At 73.8% G+C, this 21,713-nt stretch carries 23 protein-coding genes and 1 riboswitch; of the genes, 10 read left to right on the top strand and 13 right to left on the bottom strand.

What is annotated here, in order from left to right; translation table 11 throughout:
* The first annotated feature begins 55 nt into the window (after positions 1–55).
* From ACGWYJ_RS12050 to ACGWYJ_RS12030, 5 genes are read left to right on the top strand one after another with little or no spacing between them, the layout of a single operon-like run.
* On the top strand, positions 56–994 hold the full coding sequence (locus tag ACGWYJ_RS12050; protein WP_395105984.1) for a DUF2877 domain-containing protein: 939 nt from the start codon (positions 56–58) through the stop codon (positions 992–994).
* Between the two features lie 37 nt (positions 995–1,031).
* Positions 1,032–2,492 carry an FdrA family protein gene (locus tag ACGWYJ_RS12045; protein WP_395105983.1) on the top strand — a complete coding sequence of 487 codons (1,461 nt, stop codon included), beginning with the start codon at positions 1,032–1,034 and terminating at the stop codon, positions 2,490–2,492.
* Complete coding sequence (locus tag ACGWYJ_RS12040) at positions 2,485–3,894, top strand: DUF1116 domain-containing protein (protein ID WP_395105982.1); 1,410 nt, start codon at positions 2,485–2,487, stop codon at positions 3,892–3,894. The genes ACGWYJ_RS12045 and ACGWYJ_RS12040 overlap by 8 nt, the downstream gene beginning before the upstream one ends.
* A gap of 30 nt (positions 3,895–3,924) precedes the next feature.
* Positions 3,925–4,851 (top strand): aldose 1-epimerase family protein, encoded by a 927-nt coding sequence (locus tag ACGWYJ_RS12035; protein ID WP_395105981.1) that lies wholly within the window; start codon positions 3,925–3,927, stop codon positions 4,849–4,851.
* A complete protein-coding gene (locus ACGWYJ_RS12030; protein WP_395105980.1) occupies positions 4,848–6,074 on the top strand; it encodes a DUF6986 family protein in 1,227 nt (408 codons plus the stop codon). Before ACGWYJ_RS12035 ends, ACGWYJ_RS12030 begins: the two co-directional genes overlap by 4 nt.
* Here the strand turns inward: ACGWYJ_RS12030 and ACGWYJ_RS12025 are convergent.
* Together ACGWYJ_RS12025 and ACGWYJ_RS12020 are read right to left on the bottom strand one after the other, a co-directional pair.
* Positions 6,071–6,556 carry a nitroreductase family deazaflavin-dependent oxidoreductase gene (locus ACGWYJ_RS12025; protein ID WP_395105979.1) on the bottom strand — a complete coding sequence of 162 codons (486 nt, stop codon included), beginning with the start codon at positions 6,554–6,556 and terminating at the stop codon, positions 6,071–6,073. The two genes, ACGWYJ_RS12030 and ACGWYJ_RS12025, sit on opposite strands and share 4 nt — an antisense overlap.
* Positions 6,557–6,631: 75 nt before the next feature.
* Complete coding sequence (locus tag ACGWYJ_RS12020) at positions 6,632–7,516, bottom strand: nitroreductase/quinone reductase family protein (protein WP_395105978.1); 885 nt, start codon at positions 7,514–7,516, stop codon at positions 6,632–6,634.
* 97 nt (positions 7,517–7,613) lie between these two features.
* On the opposite strand from ACGWYJ_RS12020, the gene ACGWYJ_RS12015 reads away from it, so the two are divergent.
* Positions 7,614–8,084 (top strand): MarR family winged helix-turn-helix transcriptional regulator, encoded by a 471-nt coding sequence (locus ACGWYJ_RS12015; RefSeq protein ID WP_395105977.1) that lies wholly within the window; start codon positions 7,614–7,616, stop codon positions 8,082–8,084.
* Here ACGWYJ_RS12015 and ACGWYJ_RS12010 read toward each other — a convergent pair.
* Genes ACGWYJ_RS12010 through ACGWYJ_RS11995 form a run of 4 tightly spaced genes read right to left on the bottom strand, consistent with a single transcriptional unit; the run spans position 8,081 to position 11,847 of the window.
* Positions 8,081–8,674, bottom strand: a complete 594-nt coding sequence (locus ACGWYJ_RS12010) for an NTP transferase domain-containing protein (RefSeq protein WP_395105976.1) — start codon at positions 8,672–8,674, stop codon at positions 8,081–8,083. The genes ACGWYJ_RS12015 and ACGWYJ_RS12010 overlap by 4 nt on opposite strands.
* 13 nt (positions 8,675–8,687) lie before the next feature.
* Positions 8,688–9,812 (bottom strand): XdhC family protein, encoded by a 1,125-nt coding sequence (locus ACGWYJ_RS12005; protein WP_395105975.1) that lies wholly within the window; start codon positions 9,810–9,812, stop codon positions 8,688–8,690.
* Positions 9,805–10,893, bottom strand: coding sequence for a VWA domain-containing protein (locus ACGWYJ_RS12000; protein WP_395105974.1), 1,089 nt, complete (start codon positions 10,891–10,893; stop codon positions 9,805–9,807). Before ACGWYJ_RS12000 ends, ACGWYJ_RS12005 begins: the two co-directional genes overlap by 8 nt.
* 39 nt (positions 10,894–10,932) lie before the next feature.
* Positions 10,933–11,847, bottom strand: coding sequence for an AAA family ATPase (locus ACGWYJ_RS11995; protein WP_395105973.1), 915 nt, complete (start codon positions 11,845–11,847; stop codon positions 10,933–10,935).
* 126 nt (positions 11,848–11,973) lie between these two features.
* On the opposite strand from ACGWYJ_RS11995, the gene ACGWYJ_RS11990 reads away from it, so the two are divergent.
* The 4 genes from ACGWYJ_RS11990 (at position 11,974) to ACGWYJ_RS11975 (ending at position 16,854) form a co-directional block, all read left to right on the top strand.
* On the top strand, positions 11,974–13,245 hold the full coding sequence (locus tag ACGWYJ_RS11990) for a sulfite oxidase (protein WP_395105972.1): 1,272 nt from the start codon (positions 11,974–11,976) through the stop codon (positions 13,243–13,245).
* A 106-nt stretch (positions 13,246–13,351) separates the two neighbouring features.
* Positions 13,352–14,788 carry a selenium-binding protein SBP56-related protein gene (locus ACGWYJ_RS11985; RefSeq protein WP_395105971.1) on the top strand — a complete coding sequence of 479 codons (1,437 nt, stop codon included), beginning with the start codon at positions 13,352–13,354 and terminating at the stop codon, positions 14,786–14,788.
* Positions 14,785–15,429, top strand: coding sequence for a hypothetical protein (locus tag ACGWYJ_RS11980; protein WP_395105970.1), 645 nt, complete (start codon positions 14,785–14,787; stop codon positions 15,427–15,429). Before ACGWYJ_RS11985 ends, ACGWYJ_RS11980 begins: the two co-directional genes overlap by 4 nt.
* A gap of 102 nt (positions 15,430–15,531) precedes the next feature.
* Positions 15,532–16,854 (top strand): CoA transferase, encoded by a 1,323-nt coding sequence (locus tag ACGWYJ_RS11975; RefSeq protein ID WP_395105969.1) that lies wholly within the window; start codon positions 15,532–15,534, stop codon positions 16,852–16,854.
* Here ACGWYJ_RS11975 and ACGWYJ_RS11970 read toward each other — a convergent pair.
* The 7 genes from ACGWYJ_RS11970 to ACGWYJ_RS11940 form a co-directional block, all read right to left on the bottom strand.
* A complete protein-coding gene (locus ACGWYJ_RS11970) occupies positions 16,851–17,297 on the bottom strand; it encodes a PH domain-containing protein (RefSeq protein WP_395105968.1) in 447 nt (148 codons plus the stop codon). The two genes, ACGWYJ_RS11975 and ACGWYJ_RS11970, sit on opposite strands and share 4 nt — an antisense overlap.
* A gap of 14 nt (positions 17,298–17,311) precedes the next feature.
* Positions 17,312–18,187: an ATP phosphoribosyltransferase gene (hisG, locus tag ACGWYJ_RS11965; protein WP_395105967.1), complete on the bottom strand. Its 876-nt coding sequence runs from the start codon at positions 18,185–18,187 to the stop codon at positions 17,312–17,314.
* 49 nt (positions 18,188–18,236) lie between these two features.
* The gene (locus tag ACGWYJ_RS11960; RefSeq protein WP_395105966.1) at positions 18,237–18,401 is read right to left on the bottom strand and encodes a hypothetical protein; all 165 of its coding nucleotides are present in this window, start codon (positions 18,399–18,401) and stop codon (positions 18,237–18,239) included.
* A 71-nt stretch (positions 18,402–18,472) separates the two neighbouring features.
* Positions 18,473–18,985 carry a 6,7-dimethyl-8-ribityllumazine synthase gene (gene ribH, locus ACGWYJ_RS11955; protein ID WP_395105965.1) on the bottom strand — a complete coding sequence of 171 codons (513 nt, stop codon included), beginning with the start codon at positions 18,983–18,985 and terminating at the stop codon, positions 18,473–18,475.
* Positions 18,982–20,220 carry a bifunctional 3,4-dihydroxy-2-butanone-4-phosphate synthase/GTP cyclohydrolase II gene (locus tag ACGWYJ_RS11950; RefSeq protein ID WP_395105964.1) on the bottom strand — a complete coding sequence of 413 codons (1,239 nt, stop codon included), beginning with the start codon at positions 20,218–20,220 and terminating at the stop codon, positions 18,982–18,984. Before ACGWYJ_RS11950 ends, ribH begins: the two co-directional genes overlap by 4 nt.
* Positions 20,217–20,867, bottom strand: coding sequence for a nicotinamide riboside transporter PnuC (gene pnuC / locus ACGWYJ_RS11945; protein WP_395105963.1), 651 nt, complete (start codon positions 20,865–20,867; stop codon positions 20,217–20,219). The genes ACGWYJ_RS11950 and pnuC overlap by 4 nt, the downstream gene beginning before the upstream one ends.
* A complete protein-coding gene (locus ACGWYJ_RS11940) occupies positions 20,864–21,478 on the bottom strand; it encodes a riboflavin synthase (protein WP_395105962.1) in 615 nt (204 codons plus the stop codon). Before ACGWYJ_RS11940 ends, pnuC begins: the two co-directional genes overlap by 4 nt.
* Positions 21,479–21,550: 72 nt before the next feature.
* Positions 21,551–21,681, bottom strand: a riboswitch (FMN riboswitch).
* Between the last annotated feature and the right edge of the window lie 32 nt (positions 21,682–21,713).

Genomic DNA, 21,713 nt, shown 5'->3' with positions numbered 1-21,713 from the left:
CGCGGCTAGAGAGGCCGGCCGGCAAGGACGACGACACCGGCCTCGGGAGGACCCCGTGACCGCTCTCGTGCGAGACCCGATCCCGCTCGCCCCGCAGCCGGGCCGCAGGCCGCCGGCCGCGGGCGCCGCGAGCCTCGCGCTGCGCCCGGTGCTGGACGCGCCGCGCCGCCCCGCCCGCGTGATCGCGGTGTTCCCCTCGGCGGTCTACCTGGAGTCGCGCACAGGGACCGAGCCGCGGGTGGTGGCCGTGGTCACCTCCGACGCCGTCCGGCTGCCCAACGCGGTCGTGGTGGTCGCCACCTGCCGCGAGCGCCCGTTCCGCGCCGTGCGCGAGGGCGCCGAGGCGTGGGCGGGCGAGGGCCGCGTCGAGATCGACGGGCTGGAGACCAAGGTGAGGCGCTGGTGGGACCCGTCCCCCGCGCTGGGGCCCGTGCCGGTCGCGACGCTGGCGCACGGCCTGCGGTCCCTGGAGGCGGCGCTGGCGGACGCGGGCGGCACCGCGCGCGGCGGGCTGTACGGCCATCCCGATCCGGTGCTGCTGGCCGACCGGTGCGAGGCCGGTGACCTGGCGGGCACCATCGAGGCGGCCGAGCGGATCGTGGGTCTCGGGCCGGGGCTGACGCCCAGCGGCGACGACATCCTCTGCGGGCTGCTGCTGTCCCTGCGGCTGCTGGGCGGCGCGGCGCGCCCGGGAGGCCGGGCGGTGTGGCTGGCCGACTGGCTGGGCGCGGCCGTCACCGCGGACGCCGGCACCCGCACCACGGCTCTCGCCGCGACCCTGCTGCATTGCGCGGCGTCCGGCGCCGCGGGCGCGGAGGTCGCGGCGGTGCTGCGCGCGGTGGCGGGGCTGGAACCCGCGGCGCCGGCCGTGCGGCGGCTGCTGGCCGCCGGGCACACGTCGGGCGCCGACCTGGCCTCGGGCGTGCTCGCCGGCTGCCGCGCCGTGCTGGCGCACACCGCCATGGCCGGCCAGGGCAGCAGGGTGTCGGCGTGACCCGGACCCTCGTGCCGCCGGCCCGGCGGGTGGTCCCATGAAATGGGTCGAGGTGCGGAGGGGGGCGTACCACGACTCGGTCACGCTGATGCGGGTCAGCCAGCGGGTCGGGGAGCTGGCCGGCGTGGACGGCGCGATGGCCGCGATGGGGACACAGTTGAACCTGGAGATGCTGGCCAGAATGGGTTTCGAGGCGCCCGGGGACGCGGGACCCGCCGATCTGGTGGTGGCGGTCAGCGCGGACGGCGAGGCGCTGGACGCCGCCCGCCGCGCCCTGGACGACCTGCTGGCCTCGGCGGGCGCCGGGCCCGCGGGGAACCGTTCTGGGGTGGTGCCGGGAACGCTCCCGCCGGCGCGCACGACCGGCGCGGCGGCGCGGCGCGCCGGCGCGGGGATCGCGCTGGTGTCGGTGCCGGGCCCGTACGTGTTCCCCGAGGCCATGGACGCCCTCGCGGCCGGGCTCAACGTGATGGTCTTCAGCGACAACGTGCCGCTGGAGCAGGAGATCGCGCTCAAGGACGCGGCGGCCAGGCACGGGCTGATCGTGATGGGCCCGGACTGCGGCACCGCGCTCGTCGGCGGCGCGGGCCTGGGCTTCGCCAACGCCGTCCGTCCCGGTCCGGTCGGCCTGGTGGCGGCGTCGGGCACCGGCGCGCAGCAGGTGATGTGCCTGCTGGACGCGGCGGGCGTCGGCGTCGGGCACGCGCTGGGCGTCGGGGGCCGGGACCTGTCGCTGGAGGTCAGCGGCCGGTCGTCGCTGGCCGCGCTGGCGGCGCTGGACGCCGACCCCGGCACCGAGCTGATCGTCCTGGTGTCCAAGCCGCCCGCGCCGCAGGTGGCCGATCTCGTCGCGGAGGCGGCGCGCAGGCTCGGCACCCCGGTGGTGTTCGCGTTCCCGGGTCCGGAGGACGATCTGACCAGGGCCACCGAGCGGGCGCTGAGGCGCCTGGGCAGGCCGGTGCCGGAGTGGCCGCGCTGGCTGGCCCCTCCCCCGCCGCGCCCGGTGACGGGCGCGCTGCGCGGCCTGTTCTCCGGAGGGACGCTGCGGGACGAGGCCGAGGCGATCGCGAGCACCGCGCGAAGCGGCAGGACGGGCGGCAGGACGGCACGGGGCCACGAGCTGATCGACTACGGCGACGACGCCTACACCCGGGGCCGCGCCCACCCGATGATCGACCCGACGCTGCGGCTGGAGGCGATCGCGAAGCAGGCCGCCGACCCCGCGTGCGGGGTGCTGCTGCTCGACGTCGTCCTGGGGTACGGGGCCGACCCCGACCCCGCGGCGTCGCTGGCCCCGGCGATCGCCGCGGCCCTGGAGCGGCGCGACGACCTGGCCGTGGTGGTGTCGCTGTGCGGCACGCCCGCCGACCCGCAGGGCAGGGACGGGCAGGCGGAGGCGCTGCGGGCGGCCGGCGCGTCGGTCTTCGCGTCCAACGCCGAGGCCGCGCGGTACGCGGCCGGGCTCCGCGCCGGCGAAGGGAGGGGCGCCGATGGATGACTCCCGGTCCCGGCTGGGCGGGCTGCTGGCCCGCGAGCCGAGGGTGGTGACGGCCGGCGTGGGGGTGCTGGCCGAGGCGCTGGAGGCCCAGGCGGTGCCGGTCGAGGCCGTGGACTGGCGCCCGCCGCCCGAGGGCACCGAGGACGCCCTGGTCGCGGTGATGGGACGGCCCGGATTCATCGAGGCGAACGAGCGCGCGGTCGGCCGGATGCTCAGCGCGCGCCCCCACCTGGTGGACGTGCGTCCCGCGGGCGAGGTGCTGGGCTTGGAGAGCGGCACGTTCCTGCACGCGGGCCCTCCGCTGGAGTGGGAGCGCGCGTCCGGTCCCATGCGCGGCGCGCTGATCGGGGCGATGCTGCTGGAAGGGCTGGCCGACACGCCCGAGAAGGCCCGGGAACTGCTGGAGAAGGGCGCGGCGACGCTCGACCCGTGCCACCACCACGGGGCGGTGGGCCCGATGGCGGGCGTGGTGAGCCCGTCCATGTGGATGCTGGTGGTGGAGGACGCCGAGCACGGCGGCACCGCGTACTGCTCGCTCAACGAGGGGCTCGGCAAGGTGCTCCGGTACGGCGCGTACGGCCCGGAGGTGATCGAGCGGCTGCGGTGGATGTCGGACGTGCTGGGACCCGTCCTGCGGAAGGCGGTGCGGCGGCACGGCCCGCTCGACCTGCTGTCGATCATGGCGCAGGCGCTCCAGATGGGCGACGAGCTGCACAACCGGAACCGGGCCGCGACCTCACTGTTCCTGCGCGAGCTGGCACCCGGCATGGCCGAGGCGGACGCGCCGCGCGACCAGGTGGCCGAGGCGCTGCGCTTCGCCGGCGGCAACGACCACTTCTTCCTGAACCCGGCGATGGCCGCGGCCAAGGCCGCCGCCGACGCCGCCCGCGGGGTGCCGGGGTCGAGCCTGGTGGTGGCGATGGCCCGCAACGGCACCGACTTCGGCATCCAGGTGTCCGGGACGGGCGACCGCTGGTTCACCGGGCCCGCCGGGGTGCCCGACGGGCTCTACCTCGGCGCGTACGGGCCGGACGACGCCAACCCCGACATCGGCGACTCGGCGATCACCGAGACCGCCGGGGTGGGCGGGTTCGCGCTGGCCGCGGCGCCCGCCATCGTCCGCTTCGTCGGCGGCGAGGTGCCCGACGCGCTGGCCGCCACCCAGCGGATGTACGAGATCACGCTGGCCGAGCACCCGGCGCTGCAGATCCCGCTGCTGTCGTTCCGCGGCACGCCCTGCGGGATCGACGTGACCAAGGTGGTCCGGACCGGGATCCTGCCGGTCATCGACACCGGGATCGCGGGCCGCGAGGCCGGCGTCGGCCAGGTCGGCGCGGGCCTGGTGTCGCCGCCCGCCACCGTGTTCCAGGACGCGCTGCACGCCTTGGCCGAACTGCCCTGACTCCGCGGCCGGCTTGGGTACCTTCGGGCCATGACCGAGTCGATCGACGGTGAGCCGATCAGCGGCGTCCAGCACGTCATCGCCGCCGGGCCGTACCGGGCCGTCGTCACCGAGGCCGGCGCCGGCCTGCGGGAGCTGGAGCGCGACGGGCTGCCGCTGGTGCTGTCCTTCGACGCCGACGAGCCGATCCAGGTGTCGTTCGGGCAGTTGCTGATCCCCTGGCCGAACCGGATCGACCGGGGCCGGTACGCCTACGACGGGCGCATCCACCAGCTCGACCTGTCCGAGCCGAAGAACGAGTGCGCCATCCACGGCCTCGTGCGCTCGTCCCCTTGGACGCTGGTGGAGCGCGAGCCTCATCGCGTACGGCTGGCGCACAGGCTGATGGGGCGGGCGGGCTACCCGTTCCGCCTCGACCTGGAGGCCGACTACGCGCTGGACGCGGAGCGGGGCCTGACCGTGCGGCTGTCGGCCCGCAACGTGGGCACGCGCACCGCCCCGTACGGGCACGGCGCGCACCCCTACCTCACCGTCGGCGAGCCGATCGACGACTGCGCCGTGACGGTCACCGCCGACCGGTGGCTGCCGGTGGACGAGCGGCTGATCCCGTCCGGTCCCGCGGTGGACGTCTCCGGCACCCCGTACGACCTGCGGAACGGCCGCAAGCTCGGCGGCCAGGTCATCGACAACGCCTTCACCGGGCTGCGCAGGGACGCCGCCGGGCGCGCGTGGGTGCGGCTGACCGGCGGCGGGCGCACCACGGCGCTGTGGGCGGACGCGGCCCATCCGTGGCTGGAAGTGGTCACCGCCGACGCCGCCCCCGGCGACCGGCGCCGCCGCGGGCTGGGCGCCGAGCCGATGACGTGCCCGCCCAACGCGTTCGCCACCGGAATCGACGTGATCCATCTCCGGCCGGGTGCCCACCACACGGGATCTTGGGGGATCATGGCGGAGTGAACTTCAGCGTCCCCTCGCTCGACGACCTGTCCGCGCGGATCGCGGCGATCCGCGACGCTCACGCCACGCGGTTCCCGGGGCCCGCCACCGGGCGGCAGCCGGTGCACACCGTCTACGTGCCCGCCGACCGCTTCTCCCGCACCACGCCCGCCGACTTCGGCGCCGAGGCGCTGCGGCTGCTCAACACCCACACGCCGGGCGCCGGCTCGTTCGGCACCGCGTTCGGCCTCGATCCCGAGCTGGCCGGTCCGGTGCGGGAGCGGGTGGCGGCCAAGCTGGTGGCCGAGCCGGTCGAGGACGTGCGGATCGACTTCGAGGACGGCTACGGGGTCCGCTCCGACGAGGAGGAGGACGCCCACATCGCCCAGGTGGTGGAGGCCGTCGCCGCCGCGTACCAGGTCAAGGGGCTGCCCCACTACTGGGGGCTGCGGGTGAAGTCGTTCGCCGACGGCGCGCACGAGCGGTCCATGCGCACCCTCGACGGGTTCCTCACCGCGCTGCGCGACCGGCTGGGGCGGCTGCCGGGCGGGTTCACCATCACCTTCCCGAAGGTGGTCGCGGCCGAGCACGTCCGGGTGTTCGTCGACTACCTGGACCGGCTGGAGGGCGCGCTGGGCCTGCCCGGCGGGATCCTGCGGTTCGAGATCCAGGTGGAGACCCCCGAGGCGATCTTCGACGAGGAGGGCCGGATCGGGCTGCGCGGGATCGCCGACGCCGCCGCGGGCCGGCTGACCGCCGCGCACTTCGGCGTGTTCGACTACACCGCCGCCCTCGGCCTGCCGCCCGAGCAGCAGCGGCTCGACCATCCCGCCTGCGACTTCGCCCGGCACGTCATGCAGGTCGCCTTGGCGGGTTCGGGCGTGCGCCTGTCGGACGGCTCGACCAACGTGGTCCCCCGCAACGACGGCGCGGATGAGGTCAACCACACCTGGGCGGTGCACGCGGCCCACGTCCGGCACTCCATGCTGCACGGCTTCTGGCAGGGCTGGGACATGCATCCGGCGCACCTGCCCAGCCGCTACGCCGTCGTCTACGCCTACCACCTGTCCGGCGTCGACGAGGTCATCGGCCGCGTCCGGGCCTGGCACGAGCAGGCGGCGGGCAAGCCCAACGGCGTCCTGGACGAGCCCGCCACCATCAAGGCCCTGACGGACCGCCTCCAGCGCGCCGTGGACTGCGGCGCCCTCGACGAGAGCGCGCTGCCCGCCTCCGTCGAACGCTAGACGCCGAGCGGGGGCTCGCAGACGACGACGGGGATGCGCCGGTCCGTCCACGACTGGTAGGCGGCGTACTCGGGGTAGAGGGCCACCAGCCGCTCCCAGAGCGCGTCGCGTTCGTCCCCTTCGGCCTCGTACGCCAGCATCCGCCGCGCCCGTCCGCGCGTCCGCACCAGGACGCGGGGCTGGGACAGCACGTTGAAGTACCACTGCGGGCTGCGGGGCGTCCCGCCGCGCGACGCGACCAGCACGACGCGGTCGCCGTCGGGAAGGTAGATCAGCGCGCAGGTGCGGGCCTTGCCGGACTTGCGGCCTCGTGTGGTGAGCAGGCAGACGGGCACGCCGTGCGGGAAGGCGCTGCCGAACCGGAACCGGCCGCCGACCCGGCCTCCCGTGGCCCGGAAGACCGCCACATGGATCCGGGTGACGACCCGCATCGCGGGCGCGAAGAGCGGCGAGCCGAAGAACGCGGGGGGACCGTCGGCCATCAAGGGCTCCCTCGGGGGAAGGGGACGCGGACGTCCAAGGCATCCCTCGATCGGTTCGCCGCCAAACCCGGGCGTCTAGCGGGAACCGCTCCATTCGCCGGCGGTGACGGCGTTGAGCGCGTCGAAGAGTTCCTTCTCCTCGTAGGCGTAATGGGCCTCCAACTGGTCGTTGACGTCGGCGAGCTTGGTGCGGACCTGGTCGGGGTCGGCGGTGTCGATGTCGTCCAGGAGGGCTTGGAGGTCCCGCCGCATGCCGGTCACGGCGTCGTGTTCCTGCCTCAGGCGTTCCAGGACGGGGGCCAACTCGGGGTGAAGGCGTTGCAGGCGCGGGAACCCTTCGGTCTCCTCGCCTTGGTGATGCTCGTGCAGCGCACCGCAGAAGGCGGTGCAGTGGGCGCGTAGTTGCGCGGCCAGGTCGGGCCTCGCCGCCCCCGACGCCTGGCCGTTGGACAGATACGACTCGACGTCGGCCCGGAGCGCCGCGAGGTCCTGGCGGAGGGAACGGTGCACGTTCACCAGAAGGTCGCCGATGCCCAAGGGCTGGTCCGAGTCGGCGCGGTAGAGCGCGACGACCGGGATCTCGCGGTCGGTCTTCTCCTGGTACTCGGCGAACGCGGGATGGCGCCGGGCCTGCTCGGCGTACTTGGCCGCGCGCTCCTCGCCATGCAACGCGATCGCCGTGGCCTCGTAGGTCTCGGTGCCGATCTCGACGGTGACGCGGTTGTCGGCGAGGAGGTTGGTGAACCACTGGGGGTGGGACGGGGCGCCGGAGTTGGTGGCGAAGACCAGGACACGGTCGCCGTCGGCCAGGTACACGAGGGGGGTGGTATGGGGCCGGCCCGTCTTGGCGCCGGTGGTGGTCAGCAGCGCCAGCGTGGCGCCCTCGAACGGTCCGCCGACCGCGCCGCCGTTGGCGCGGAACTCCTCGATGATCGACCGGTTGAACTCCGCGACCTCCATGGCCGCCCCCTATCCTGATGGGTCGGATGCGACGTGCAATAGCTTTGCTTTGAAAGCAAAGCTACTTTGAATGCAAAGCTATTTGGGTCGGGCGGGGATGTCAACAGACGAACAGGGCCTCGGTGTGGACGACGGCGTGCGGACCATGCTGCTGCTGATGCCGAGGCTGATCGGGCGGGCCAAGCGGACCCCGCCGCCGGAGGTGCTGCGCTCGCTCGACCTGGCGCCGCGTCATCTGTCCCTGCTGGCGTACCTGATGTTCGACGGGCCGATGAGCGTCAACGAGCTGGCCGCGCGCCTGGAGGTCGCCCCGGCCACGGTGAGCCTCATGGTCGGCGACCTCAGCCGCAAGGGGCTGATGGAGCGGCACGCCGACCCCGCCGACCGCCGCCGCGCCATCGTCAGCATCGCCGAGGACCGGCTGCCCGCCATCCGGGACTGGCTGGCCCCGGGCGCCGCCGCCTGGCGCGCCGCGCTCGAACCGCTCACGCCGGAGCAGCGCCGCCTCGTCGTCGACGCGCTCCGCGCCTACGAGAGCGCCCTCTCCGCCCTCTCGGAGTCCGGCTAGCGGGCGCGGCGCCGGTTGAACGCCTCCAGGTCGGCGGGGGTGTCGATGTCGTCGGGCGCGGCCACGTCCGCGCACGGCACCGGCGTCACCAGCTCCGGGTGCTCACGCAGGAAGACGCGGGCGCCCGCGTCGCCCCGCGCGGCCTCGGCGACCGCCTCGAAATGCTCACCCGCGATCAGCACCGGGTTGCGGGGACGTCCCTCGTAGGTGGCGACGGCGACGCGCGCCCCCGCCTCGTACGCCTCGATCAGGCGCCGCACCGCCTCGGGGCCGACCAGCGGCTGATCGACCAGCGCGACCACGACCGCGGGGCAGCCGGACGGCAGGGCCGCCAGCCCCGCCCGCAACGACGACCCCATCCCGCTGCGCCAGTCGGGATTCGGGACGACCACGGCCCCGATCACCTCCAGCGGGGCGGCGCCGGCCACCACCAGGACGGGCGAGCAGCCACCGTCGCGCAGCGTCCGCACGCCGCGGTCGACCAGCCGCTCCCCGTCCAGCTCCAGCAGCGCCTTGGGACGGCCCAGCCTGCTCCCCTCCCCCGCCGCCAGCAGCAACCCGGCCGGACGCTCACCCATGCGCGATGCCATCACGCCACGGTAGCTACTCCTCGCGGGCCTCGCCGTGGATGCGGCCGGTGGTGGCGGTCAGCGGGCGCCCCGACCCGCCCCAGCGAAGCTGGATCAGCTCGGCCGCGATCGACACGGCCGTCTCCTCCGGGGTGCGGGCGCCCAGGTCCAGGCCGATCGGGGACCGCAGCCGCGCCAGCTCGTCCTCCTTCAGCCCCGCCTCGCGCAGCCGCGCCATCCGGTCGTCATGGGTACGGCGCGACCCCATCGCGCCGACGTACCCGGCGGGCGTGCGCAGCGCCACCTCCAGCAGCGGCACGTCGAACTTGGGGTCGTGGGTGAGGACGCAGATCGCGGTGCGCTCGTCCACCTCCGTGCCGTCGAGGAACTTGTGCGGCCACTTCACCACGACCTCGTCGGCGTCGGGGAACCGCTTCGGCGTGGCGAACACCGGGCGGGCGTCGCAGACCGTCACGTGGTAGCCGAGGAACTTGCCGATCCTGGCGACGGCGGCGGCGAAGTCGATCGCGCCGAACACCAGCAGCCGCGGCGGCGGCGCGAACGAGTGCACGAACACCGTCAGCTCGTCCAGCCGGCGCTCGCCCTCGGGCCCGTAGTGGCGCTGGCCGGTGAGGCCCTGAGCGAGCATGCCGCGCACGTCGTCGTCGACCGCCGCGTCCAGCCGCGCGGCGTACGGGGCGCCGGGCGCCAGCGAACCCGACGCGCGCTCCGGCCACACGACCCGGCGCGCCCCGATCTCGCCCGGACCGGCCACCACCGTCGCGACCGCGACCGGCTCGCGCTCCCGGATGGACGCCGCCACCTCGGCGAACTCGGGGAAGGTCGCGGGCCCGACCGGCTCGACCAGCACGTCCAGGATGCCGCCGCAGGTCAGCCCGACCGCGAACGCGTCGTCGTCGCTGACGCCGTACCGCTGGACGACCGGCTCGCCCGAGGCCATCACCTCCTGGGCCAGCTCGTACACCGCGCCCTCGACGCAGCCGCCCGACACGCTGCCGGTCACCTCCCCCGACGGCGACACGGCCATCGCGGCGCCCGCGGGACGGGGCGCGCTGCGGAAGGTCCTGACCACGGTGGCCAGGCCGAAGGTCTCCCCCGCCGCGTACCAGGCGGCGATGTCGTCGAGCACGTCACGCATGGCGATCTCCGATCAGGCGGGCCAGATCCTCCAGGGCGGCGAGGCTGTGCCCGGAGGTGAAGTCGTCGATGTGCGGCAGCGCCGCCGCCATACCCGCGGTCAGCGGCTCGTACCCGGGACGCGCCTTGTGCGGGTTCGCCCACACGACGCGGTGCGCCAGCCGGCTCAGCCGGGCCATCTGCTCGCCGAGCAGCCCCGCGTCGCCGCGCTCCCAGCCGTCGGACGCGATCACCACGATCGCGCCCCGGGCCATGCCGCGCTGCCCGAACCGGTCGAGGAACTCCTTCAGCTCCTCGCCGAGCCGGGTGCCGCCGCTCCAGTCCGGGATCGCGGCGGACGCCCCGGCCATCGCGGTGTCGGGGTCCCGGTGCCGCAGCTCGCGGGTGAGGCGGGTGAGCCGGGTGCCCACGCTGAACACCTCGACGGCGCGCCCGCCGGACCGCGCCGCCGCGTGCGCGAACCGCAGCAGCGTGTCCGCGTACGGGCTCATCGACCCGCTCACGTCCACCAGCAGCACCACGCGGCGCGGGCGGGTGCGGTGCGACCGGTACCGCAGCAGCGAGATCTCGCCGCCGCGCCGCAGCGTCTCCCGCACCGTCCGGCCCGGGTCGAGACGGCCGCGCGGGGACGGCGCGAACCGGCGCGACCGGCGCGTCTCCGTGGACGCGTCCATGACCGCGATGAGCCGGTTGACCTGGGCACGCTCGTCCGGTCCCAGCTTGGCCACGTCACGGTTGCGCAGCACCTCGACCGCGCTGGCCGTCGCCACCTTGACCTCACGCGGCTCCTCCTCGTCGTCGCCGTCGCCCGGGTCGCCGGGTGACACGACGGGCATGTGCCGCACGATCACCGTGGGCGGCGGACGGCGTCCCGGGCGGACGGTCAGGCCCGAGAAGTACGCGGCGAAACAGCGGTCGTAGCGCGGCAGGTCGTCGGGATCGGCGCACAGCGTGAGCCGCCCCGCCCAGTACACGTCCGTCCGGTCGAGCACGTCGAGATGGTCGAGGGCCCGCAGCATGGCCTGCACCCGCTCGGGATCGGCGTCACCACCGGCGGCGCGCAGCGTCCGCGCGAAACCCACGATCGTCTCCGTGACGTCACGCCCGGCCGGCATGTGCGGTCAGCCCCCGTTCAGCAGCCCGTCGATGCCGTCGGCGAGGACGCGCTGCTGGTCCTCCCGGTACTTCAGGACGGTGCCCAGCGTCACGGCCGCGACCTCCGGGTCGAGCTCGCGGACGCCCAGGCTCACCAGCGCCTCGGTCCAGTCCAGGCTCTCGGCGACGCCCGGCGGTTTGAGCAGGTCGGCGTCGCGGAGGCGTTGCGCCGCCGCGGCGACCTGACCGGCCAGGCGCTCGGCCGCGTCCGGCAGCCGGCGACGGATGATCGCGACCTCGCGGTCGAAGGACGGGTGCTCCAGCCAGTGGTACAGGCAGCGCCGCTTGAGCGCGTCGTGCACCTCGCGCGTGCGGTTGGAGGTGACCACCACCACCGGGGGACGTTCCGCCCGGATCGTTCCGAGCTCCGGCACCGAGATGGTGAAGTCGCTCAGCACCTCCAGCAGGAACGCCTCGAACTCGTCGTCGGCCCGGTCGATCTCGTCCACCAGCAGCACGCTGGGCGTGGTCTCCAGGGCGCGCAGCAGCGGGCGGGCCATGAGGAAGCGCCGGTCGTACAGCTCGCCCTCCAGCCGCGCCACGTCGGTGACGCCGGCGGCCTCGGCCGCGCGCAGGTGCAGGAGCTGGCGCGGGAAGTCCCAGTCGTAGAGCGCCTGGGAGGCGTCCAGGCCCTCGTAGCACTGGAGCCTGATCAGCGGGGCGCCGAGCACCGCCGCCATGGTCTTGGCCAGCTCGGTCTTGCCGACGCCCGCCTCCCCTTCGAGGAAGAGCGGGCGTCCCATCCGCAGCGCCAGGAAGGCGGCGGTGGCCAGCCCGTCGTCGCACAGGTACGCGTGCCGGTCGAGCAGCACGGCCAGTTCCGCCGGGTCCGCGGGGAGGGCCGGGTGTACCGGACCGGGCGGTGACGCGATCTCACCCACTCCCACAGGCTACTCATCCGGGGACGGCACCAATACGGACGGGGCGCCCTTTTTCGTTGAGATTTATACAGGTTAATCCGGTAGGGAAAGTTGACTAATCCGGGACGGCGAGTGACCATCGGGCCCATGAGCGAGGACGATCTCACCGCCGAGGCCGCCTACGAGAGCGCACGCGCCCGCCAGTGGCGCGAGCGGCTCCGAGGTCCGGTGTCCCGCCGGACCCTGTTCCGCCTCTCCGCGGCGGGCGCCGCGGGCGCGGGCCTGGGCGCGGCCGGGGGCCTGGCCCGTCCCGCGGACGCGGCCGGGCCGATCGTCAAGCCGCTGCCTCCGGAGCTGTTCGTCGCCCACGGCACCAACGCCGAGACACGGTGGGAGGCGATGCGCGACCAGGGCTACCTCACCCCGGCGGACCGGTTCTTCGTCCGCAACCACATCGCGACGCCCCTCATCGACGCGCGCACCTGGCGGCTCCGGCTGTGGGGGACGGGCCTGCACGGCTCCCCCACCGAGGAGCGCCCGGTCGAGTTCACCTATGAGGACCTGCTGGGCATGCGCGCCGAGACCATCACCGCGTTCATCGAGTGCACCGGCAACGGGCGTGGCTTCTTCACCTCCCAGCAAGGGCAGCAGGTATCCGGCACGCCGTGGAAGCTGGGCGCCATCGGGGTGGCCCGCTGGCGCGGTGTGCGGCTGGCGTCGGTCCTCGAACGCGCCGGGCTCACCCGCCACGCCGTGGACGTGCTGCCACGCGGCCTTGACGCCGAGTACGTCGACGGAGGCGTGAACATGGGGCGCGTACGGCGGCCCCTGCCGGTGGCCAAGGCCCTCAAGGACGTCCTGCTCGCGTACGAGATGAACGGCGCTCCCCTGCCGCCGGACCACGGGCACCCCGTCCGCCTGGTCGTGCCCTCCTGGGTGGGCATCGCGTCCATCAAGTGGCTGGGCGACATCCAGGTGTCGGACCAACCGCTCTTCTCCCCGTGGAACACGCGCTACTACCGCTTGTTCGGGGACGCCTACCCACCCGAGGGAAGCGCCCCGCTCACGCGCATGAACGTCAAAAGCGCCTTTGAATTGCCCTGGGATGCCACCTTCCCAGGTGGGCGCGTGCATGTGCTGCATGGCCGCTCCTGGTCAGGCAACGGCCGCATCCGTCAGGTGTCCGTCAGCACGGACGGCGGCGCCACCTGGCACAGGGCCAAGCTGCACGGCCCCGGCCACGCCCGGGCGTGGGTGCGCTGGCAGTACCCCTGGCGCACTCCCAGCGCCCCTGGAAGCCATGTCCTGATGGCGCGGGCCACGGACGAGACGGGCGCCACCCAGCCCGCCACCGTCCCGCACAACACCCTCGGCTACCTGTTCGGCGCCGTCGTCCGTCACCCCGTGACGATCTCCTGACCACCTCCGGCCTCACTCGCGGCGCGATTCGGGGGGCGTGCCCATCCCATCACTTGCCGCGTCCCGGGGCGCGGCGTGACGATGCCCAATGACAGCAGGAGGAGCCATGGCCCTGTGGAAGCCCGACCCGACCTTCTACGCCTCCCCCCGCGACGCCGTGGGAGCACCACCGGAAAAGCTCGCCTATGTCGCCGCCTTCGACAGGGCGGCCGAGAAACCCGACGCCATCGCCGTCCTCGACGTGGATCCGCAGTCGGCCGCCTACGGCGACGTGGTCGGCTGGACCGAACTCCCCCACACCGGGGACGAACTCCACCACTTCGGCTGGAACGCCTGCTCCAGCGCGCTGTGCCCGTACGCGCCGCACCCGCACGTCGAACGCCGGTACCTCATCGTCCCCGGGCTGCGCTCGTCCCGGATCTACGTCATCGACACCAAGGACAAGCCCACCGCGCCGGAGATCATCAAGGTGATCGAGCCGGAGGAACTGGCCGAGCGCGCCGGGTACTCGCGTCCCCACACCGTCCACTGCGGGCCCGAGGGGCTCTACGTGACGGCCCTGGGCGGCGCGAACGGGCACGGCGGCGCGCCGGGGCCGGACGACGAGGCGGGACACGACGGCCCGGGCGGCATCGCGATGCTCGACCACACCTCCTTCGAGGTGCTGGGCCGCTGGGAGGTGGACCGGGGCCCGCAGCACCTGGCCTATGACGCCTGGTGGCACATCGCGCACGACGTCCTGGTCACCTCCGAGTGGGGGACGCCGTCCATGGTCGAGAACGGCGTCGTGGGCGAGCTGCTCCTGGGCCGCAAGTACGGCCACAAGCTGCACTTCTGGGATCTGCGCAAGCGCCGCCACGTCCAGGAGGTCGATCTGGGCGACGAGCACCAGATGGTGCTGGAGCTGCGTCCCGCGCACGACCCGACCAGGCAGTACGGCTTCGCGGGCGTGGTGGTCAGCGTCGAGGACCTGTCGGCGTCCGTCTGGCTCTGGCATCGCGACGGCGGCGCGTGGGCCGCCACGAAGGTCATCACCATTCCCGCCGAGCCCGCCGACGCCGCCGCGCTGCCGCCCGTCCTCCAGCCGTTCGGGGCGGTGCCACCGCTGGTCACCGACATCGACCTGTCCGTCGACGACACGTGGCTGTACGTGTCGTGCTGGGGCACCGGCGAGCTCAAGCGCTACGACGTGAGCGACCCGTTCAAGCCCGTGGAGGCGGGCTCGGTCCGCATCGGCGGCATCGTCGGCCGCACCCCCCACCCGGCCGCGCCCGACCTGCCCCTGGCGGGCGGCCCGCAGATGGTCGAGGTGAGCCGCGACGGCCGCCGCGTCTACGTCACCAACTCCCTGTACGGGGCGTGGGACGACCAGTTCTACCCCGACGGCGTCGGCGCCTGGATGGCCAAGCTCGACTCCAGCGCCGACGGCTTCGGCTTCGACGAACGGTTCTTCCCGCACGGGGCCGCGTTCCGCGGGCTGCGCCCCCACCAGACCCGTTTGCAGGGCGGGGACGCCTCGTCCGACTCGTACTGCTACCCGTGAGCAACGGCTCGCTCGCCGCGCTCGTCGCTCTCGGGGCCTTCCACGGCCTCAACCCCGCCATGGGGTGGCTGTTCGCCGTCGCGAGAGGATTGCAGGAACGCAGCCGCGCGCTGCTCCTGCAGTCCCTCCCCGCCATCGCCGCGGGCCACGCGGTCTCGGTCGGGCTCGTGGCCGTGCTGGTCGCCCTGACCCGTTCCGTGGTCGCCACGCAGGTCGTGGCGATCGCGGGCGGCGTCGTCCTCGTCGGGTTCGGCCTCTACCGGCTGCTGTCCCAGCGCCACTTCCGCTGGGTGGGCATGCGCGTCTCCCTGTGGCAGTTGGCGGGCTGGTCGTTCCTGATGTCGTCCGTCCACGGCGCCGGGCTGATGCTGCTGCCCGTCCTGACCTCGTCCGGCGCCGGCGGGGCCCACCACGACGGCCACCGCTTCGCCGCCTCCGCCGGGAGCGACCTGTCCGCGGGCGTCTTCGTCACCGGCGTCCACACCCTGGCCATGTTCGTCGCGGCGGGCACGATCGCGGTCCTGGTCTACGAGGTCGTCGGGCTGACCGTGCTGCGGCGGGCCTGGTTCAACCTGGACCGCGTCTGGGCCGCCGCTCTGATCACCGCCGGCGCCGTCACGCTCTTCACCGCCACGTCCTAGCCCGTCCGTACAGGTGACGCCGGTCGCCGCCGCGGGCCGGAGCCCGGTCACCGTCCGCGGCGGTGAACCCGCCCCCGCGCGGGTATCAATCCCCGGGGGGTGATGATCTTGCTGGACGCGGCGTGGAAGGCGCTCGGGGGTGAGCCCGGCCTGCTCGGGACGATCGAGCGGAGCGGACCCGCGGCGACGCTGCCGGCCCGGCTGGACGTGACCGGGATGCCGATGGCCTGTGCCGGGGCGGCGGGGGTCGCCGCCGCGGAACTGGAGCGGGCGCGTGGGAGCGCGTTGCCGCGGGTGCTGCTGGACAGCCGGGCGGTGGCGGTGGCGTTCGCGGAGGAACAGCACCTGAGAATCGACGGGATGCCCCAGAACTCGTCCGGTCCGTTGTCGCGGTTCTGGAAGGCCGCAGACGGATGGGTGCGGACGCACGGCAACTACCGGCACCATCGCAGGCGGCTCTTCAAGTCGCTCGGCGTCGAATCGGTGAACGACCCGGTCCCCGCCCTGGAGTTCATCATCCGTGACGCCCGCGCGGAGGAGATCGAGGAGACCGTCTCCGAGGCGGGCGGCCTCGCCGTCGCGGCCCGGACGGCCGAGCAGTGGGACGCGCACCCCCAAGGGGCGGCCGTGGCCGGCCAGCCCTTGGTGACGTCGATCCCGACGGGCAAGGGCGGGCGGCGGCGCGGGGCGGCGCCCCCGGCGTCCCCCATGGACGGTGTGCGCGTGCTCGACCTGACCCGGGTCATCGCGGGCCCCGTGGGGACCCGCTCGCTCGCGTACTTCGGCGCGAAGGTGCTCAGGATCGACTCGCCCGCGCACGCCGAGTTCCCCGTTTACCACGTGGTGACCGGGCCCGGGAAGCGGTCCACGTTCCTGGATTTCAGCGACCCCGTCGACAACTCGCGGCTGCGGGAGCTGCTGCGGGACGCGGACGTGGTCGTCCTCGGCTACCGGCCCGGCGCGCTGGACCGGTACGGGCTGGCACCCGAGGAGCTGGTCGACGAGTATCCCGGTCTCGTCGTCGCCTCCCTGTCGGCCTGGGGCAGGGAAGGGCCATGGGCGCGGCGGAGAGGGTTCGACAGCCTGGTGCAGGCGGCCTCGGGGATCTCCTTCGTCGAAGGGCGGCCGGGGACGCTGCCCGTCCAGGCGCTCGACCACGGGACCGGCTATCTCCTGGCGGCGGCGGTGATGCGGGCCCTCGCCGAGGGAGGCGGGTGCCGGATCGAGCTGTCCCTGGCGCGGACGGCCGCCTGGCTGCTCGCCCACTCGGGGGACGGGACCGCCACGGACTTCGACCCCGGCCCGTACCTGGACGAGGTCGCCGGCGTCCGCTACGCCCTGCCCGCGGTACGGCTGGAGGGCGGGCCGCGCACGTGGAAGCGTCCGGCGCCGATCTGGGGATCGGACGGGCCCCGCTGGACCTAGGACGGGTCCGGGGCCTCCCCGTGCCGGTGGACGAGCGACTGGAGCTCGTCCAGCTGCCGGGCGGCGTGGGCGCGTTCGGCGCCGTTGATGCCCATGGCGCCGATGGACGTGCCGTCCGACAGGTCCAGGGTGGGCCAGGGCTCACCGGTCGTCATGGTGACGTCGACGATCTCGGCCCATGCCAGGCGGCGGCTGCGGAAGGCGTTGACCACGGTGACCCCGCCGCAGTCGGCGACCACGCGGCAGCGCGCGAGCATGTGCAGGATCCAGGCCAGCGCCAGGCCGAACACGACCATCAGGACGCGGTCGACCACGGTGAACCGGGGGGGCACCACGACGGCGAGCAGGATCATGCCGAGCACGATCACGCCCGCCGTCGTGTACGCGACGACGCGGGTGGTGCGGGGGCGCCAGACCACCGGCAGCGCGGGGAGTTCGGTCAAGGGTCCGGGAGACCTCAATCAACGATCTTGGAGATGGGGATCTCCAGGATGTCCCGCGCGCCCGCCGCCTTCAACGCCGGGATGAGCGTGTTGACCCCGCGCTTGGCGACCACGCTCTCCACCGCGTGCTGCTCGCCGCCCGCCAGCGAGGTGACGGTCGGGGACGACATGGCCGGCATGATGTCCAGGACGGCCTTCAGGTCGGCGGCGTCGACGTTCAGCTTCAGCAGGACGTTGCCGCGGGCCCGGATCGCGCCCTGCAGCAGCAGCGCGATGTCCTCCATCGCGGCGCGCTTCCCGGCGTCCTCGTAGGACTCGCGGTTGGCGACCAGCTCGGTGTAGCTGGTCAGCAGGGTGTCGAGGATCCGCAGCCCGTTCTTGCGCAGCGAGGAGCCGGTCTCGGTCAGGTCGACGATGGCGTCCACGATGTCGGGGACCTTCGCCTCGGTCGCGCCGTAGGACGGGACGACCGTGGCCTTGACGCCGTGCCGGTCCAGGTACCGCCGGGTCATGGCGGGGAACTCGGTGGAGATCCGGACGCCCTCCGGCAGGTCGGACACCGTCCGCCAGGGCGCGTCGTCGGGCACCGCCATGATCACGCGGACGGGGTTGCTGGTGGCCTTGGAGTACTCCAGCTCGCCGAGGCTCACCACGTCGGCCTCGGTCTCGGTGATCCAGTCGCGGCCGGTGATGCCCAGGTCGAACAGTCCCTGTTCGAGGTAGGTGGGGATCTCCTGGGGGCGCAGCACCCGGACCCGGTCGATCCGCGGGTCGTCGATCTGGGCGCGGTAGTCGCGGTCGGACGCGCGCCGCACGGTGAGGTCGGCGGCGTCGAACAGCTGCATGGTCGCCTTCTCCAGGGACCCCTTGGGCAGGACGAGAGACAGCACGAGAGAACCTTTCGTGGGTGTGGGATGCGTGCGGATTCCGGGGGCGTTCTCAGGAGCCCAGATGCTCCCCGCCGTGCCCGGCGTGGCCGTGATGCCGCGGGCCTCGCAGGGTCAGTGCCATCGCGCGCCCGAGCTCGTGTGCGGCCACCATCGCCTCCCATCCCGTGGTACGTCCCTCGCCGGCCGCCTCGCCGGGCCGGCGTCGTCCGGTCACCGATCCTACGCGGTCCCGGTCACGCTTCGCCCGCCCGCCCCTCCCCGGCGCGCCGCGCCGTCCCGCCCGCGTCAGCCGCGCCCGCCGGACGAGCCGCCCGGCGAGCCGGTGGACGACCTGAGCCGGCGCAGGGTCAGCGCGGTGTCCAGGGCGGCCACGACCGACTCCCAGCCCTTGTCCTCCTTGCTGTCGGGGAACCCGGAGCGCGCGATGGCCTGCTCCTGGTCGTCGCAGGTGAGGACGCCGTTGCCGACCGGGGTGGACGCGTCCAGGGCGACCCGCGTCACCCCGGCGGTGACCGAGTCGCAGACGTGGTCGAAGTGCGCGGTCTCGCCGCGGATCACCGCGCCCAGGCAGACGACCGCGTCCAGCCGCCGGGCCAGCTCCTGCGCGACGACCGGCAGCTCCAGCGCGCCCGCGACCCGCGCGACCACCGGCTCCCGGACGCCGCACGCCTCGGCCGCCTCGACCGCCCGCTTGAGCAGTTGGTCGGTGATGTGCCGGTGCCACCGGGTGCAGACGATGCCGAGGGTGAGCCCCTCCGCCCGCACGACGGTGTCCTCGGGACGTCCCGTACCGCTCATGACAGCCCCTCGATCTGGTGTCCGAGACGGTCGCGCTTGACCGTCAGGTAGCGCCGGTTGTGCGGGGTGACGGCGGCGGGCATGGGCTCCCGGCCCAGCACCTCGACGCCGAAGCCGTCCAGCCCCTTCAGCTTGGCCGGGTTGTTGGTCAGCACCCGCACCGACCGGACGCCCAGTCCGGCGAGCATGTGCGCGGCGTTGGAGTACTCGCGGGCGTCGGCGGGCAGGCCCAGCTCCAGGTTGGCGTCCACGGTGTCGGACCCGTTGTCCTGCAAGGCGTAGGCCCGCAGCTTGGCCAGCAGGCCGATGCCGCGGCCCTCGTGGCCCCGCAGGTACAGGACGACGCCGCGCCCCTCGGCCGCGATCCGCTCCATGGCGGCGTCCAGCTGGGCGCCGCAGTCGCAGCGCTCGGAGTGCAGCACGTCGCCGGTGAGGCACTCGGAGTGCGCCCTGACCAGGACGTCCGTGCCGTCGCCCAGGTCGCCCAGCACCAGCGCGAGATGCTCGCCGCCGTCGATGGCGCTGGAGAACCCGACCGCGCGCCACGTCCCGTACCGGTTCGGCAGGCGGGTCTCCACGACCCGCTCCACCAGCGACTCGGTCCGCTTGCGGTACTCCACGAGCTGCTCGATCGAGATCAGCTTGAGGCGGTGCTCCTTGGCGAAGATCTGCAGCTCGGGCAGCCTGGCCATGGTGCCGTCGTCGTTGACCACCTCGGCCAGCACCCCGGCGGGCGCGAGCCCGGCGAGCCGCGCCAGGTCGACCGCCGCCTCGGTGTGGCCGCGGCGGCGCAGCACGCCGCCCTCGTGGTAGCGCAGCGGGAAGACGTGCCCGGGACGGACCAGCTCGTACGGCTCGGTCGCCGAGTCGCACAGCGTCCGGATCGTCCTGGCCCGGTCGGCCGCCGAGATGCCCGTGCTGACGCCGTCGCGGGCGTCCACGCTCACCGTGTAGGCGGTGCGCATCCGCTCGGTGTTCTGCGCGGTCATCAGCGGGATCTGCAGGCGGTCCAGGTCCTCGCCCAGCATGGGGACGCAGATCACGCCGCTGGTGTAGCGGATAGTGAAGGTCAGCAGCTCGGGCGTCGCCTTCGCCGCGGCGAAGATGATGTCGCCCTCGTTCTCGCGGTCCTCGTCGTCCACCACCACGACCGGGCGACCGGCCGCGATGTCGGCCACCGCCTCCTCGACCGGGTCGAAGATCCCGGTCCCGATCTGCTCGTCCGTACCGCTCATGCGCGCACCGCCTCACGCCGGGGGCTCCGCTCGATCCGTGCCCGGGACTCCCGGTGCCAGTCGCGGAACCCGATCATCACCATGACGAAGAAGACGCCGTACACCGCGGCCGAGACGTACAGTCCCGACTTCAGTGCCAGCGGGACGCCGACCAGATCGACCAGCACCCAGATGAGCCAGAAGTCGGTCAGCGCGCGGCTCTGCGCGAAGGTCGCCACCGCGCTGCCGACGAAGATGTAGGCGTTCGCCCACGGCGACCAGGCGATCCGCAGCCAGTCGAGGTGGAGGAACAGCTGCGCGACCAGCGCGGTGCCCAGCACCAGCGCGGCCAGCAGCACCACGCGCTCGCGGGCGGTCGCGGGACGGACCGCCAGGCGCCCGTGCTCCCCGCGGCGGCCGCGCGCCCAGCTCCACCAGCCGAACACCGCCAGGCCGATGAACAGCACCTGCTTGAGCGCGTTGCCGGGCGCGTCGGCGTGCAGCGAGGCGGCCAGCAGGAGGAGGGCGCCGGTGAGCTGCACGGGCCAGGTCCACAGGGTCTTGCGCATGGCCAGCCAGACCACGGCCAGGGAGAGCAGGTTGCCGATGAGATCGGTCCAGAGGATGTGCTCGCCGAAGAGCTCGAAGCTCGCGTTCAGCAGGCTCATGAGGGCTCACCCTGCCGCCCGGCGCGGGGGCCCAGCATGCGCTCGACGTACTTGGCGACGACGTCCACTTCGAGGTTGACGGGGTCGCCGCTGGTCTTGTGGCCGAGGGTGGTGAGGGCGAGCGTGGTGGGGATGAGCGCGACGCTGAAGCGGTCGGCGCCGGCCTCGACGACGGTGAGGCTGATCCCGTCGACCGTGATGGAGCCCTTGCCGACCAGGTAGCGGCTCAGCTCGGCGGGCAGGGAGATGGTGACCAGGTCCCAGCGTTCGCCCGGCTCGCGGGACAGGATCGTGCCGACGCCGTCCACATGGCCCTGGACGAGATGGCCGCCGAGCCGGTCCTGGAGGCGCACGGGACGCTCCAGGTTGACCCGCGACCCGGGTTCGAGGGCGCCGAGGCTGGACTTGGCGAGGGTCTCCTTGATGACGTCGGCGGTGAAGGCGCCGTCCTTCACCTCGACCACGGTGAGGCAGACGCCGTTGACGGCGATGGACGCGCCGTGGACGGCGTCCTGGGTCACCAACGGCCCACGGACGGTGAGCCGCGCCGAATCGCCGGCGGATTCGATCGCCACGATCTCGCCGAGCTCTTCGACGATGCCGGTGAACATCCCGGGCCTCCAATGTCCGATGCGAGGGCTCCGGGGATGTCACGGTCGAGCGGCGCCCCGAGCAGGGGCGTACGGCGCGCTGCCTCCCATCCGGACTTTCACCGTCGGTCCCGGAGTTCCACCGGGTCAACCGGCCGATGGCGTCGGCCGGGTCGCGGACTGTCACCGCCGGTTCGGAGTTTCACCGACCCCGGAGCACGCGTTCACTGCTGCCAACCAGTGTGCCATGCCGTGC

This window comes from Actinomadura sp. SCN-SB, from assembly GCF_043906805.1.
Lineage (GTDB): Bacteria > Actinomycetota > Actinomycetes > Streptosporangiales > Streptosporangiaceae > Spirillospora.
Note: the sequence above shows the minus strand (reverse complement) of the source record. Positions and strands in the feature narration are given on the sequence as shown.

Coding starts and splice junctions, on each gene's coding strand:
- ACGWYJ_RS12020 (WP_395105978.1), bottom strand. CDS start 7,516: ATGGAGGTCGCGGAGTTCAACCGGTCGATCATCGAGGAGTTCCGCGCC.
- ACGWYJ_RS11985 (WP_395105971.1), top strand. CDS start 13,352: ATGGCCCTGTGGAAGCCCGACCCGACCTTCTACGCCTCCCCCCGCGAC.
- pnuC (WP_395105963.1), bottom strand. CDS start 20,867: ATGAGCCTGCTGAACGCGAGCTTCGAGCTCTTCGGCGAGCACATCCTC.
- ribH (WP_395105965.1), bottom strand. CDS start 18,985: ATGAGCGGTACGGGACGTCCCGAGGACACCGTCGTGCGGGCGGAGGGG.
- ACGWYJ_RS11990 (WP_395105972.1), top strand. CDS start 11,974: ATGAGCGAGGACGATCTCACCGCCGAGGCCGCCTACGAGAGCGCACGC.
- ACGWYJ_RS12035 (WP_395105981.1), top strand. CDS start 3,925: ATGACCGAGTCGATCGACGGTGAGCCGATCAGCGGCGTCCAGCACGTC.
- ACGWYJ_RS12040 (WP_395105982.1), top strand. CDS start 2,485: ATGGATGACTCCCGGTCCCGGCTGGGCGGGCTGCTGGCCCGCGAGCCG.
- ACGWYJ_RS11975 (WP_395105969.1), top strand. CDS start 15,532: ATGATCTTGCTGGACGCGGCGTGGAAGGCGCTCGGGGGTGAGCCCGGC.
- ACGWYJ_RS12010 (WP_395105976.1), bottom strand. CDS start 8,674: ATGGCATCGCGCATGGGTGAGCGTCCGGCCGGGTTGCTGCTGGCGGCG.
- ACGWYJ_RS12015 (WP_395105977.1), top strand. CDS start 7,614: ATGTCAACAGACGAACAGGGCCTCGGTGTGGACGACGGCGTGCGGACC.
- ACGWYJ_RS11940 (WP_395105962.1), bottom strand. CDS start 21,478: ATGTTCACCGGCATCGTCGAAGAGCTCGGCGAGATCGTGGCGATCGAA.
- ACGWYJ_RS12025 (WP_395105979.1), bottom strand. CDS start 6,556: ATGGCCGACGGTCCCCCCGCGTTCTTCGGCTCGCCGCTCTTCGCGCCC.
- ACGWYJ_RS12005 (WP_395105975.1), bottom strand. CDS start 9,812: ATGCGTGACGTGCTCGACGACATCGCCGCCTGGTACGCGGCGGGGGAG.
- ACGWYJ_RS12045 (WP_395105983.1), top strand. CDS start 1,032: ATGAAATGGGTCGAGGTGCGGAGGGGGGCGTACCACGACTCGGTCACG.
- ACGWYJ_RS11950 (WP_395105964.1), bottom strand. CDS start 20,220: ATGAGCGGTACGGACGAGCAGATCGGGACCGGGATCTTCGACCCGGTC.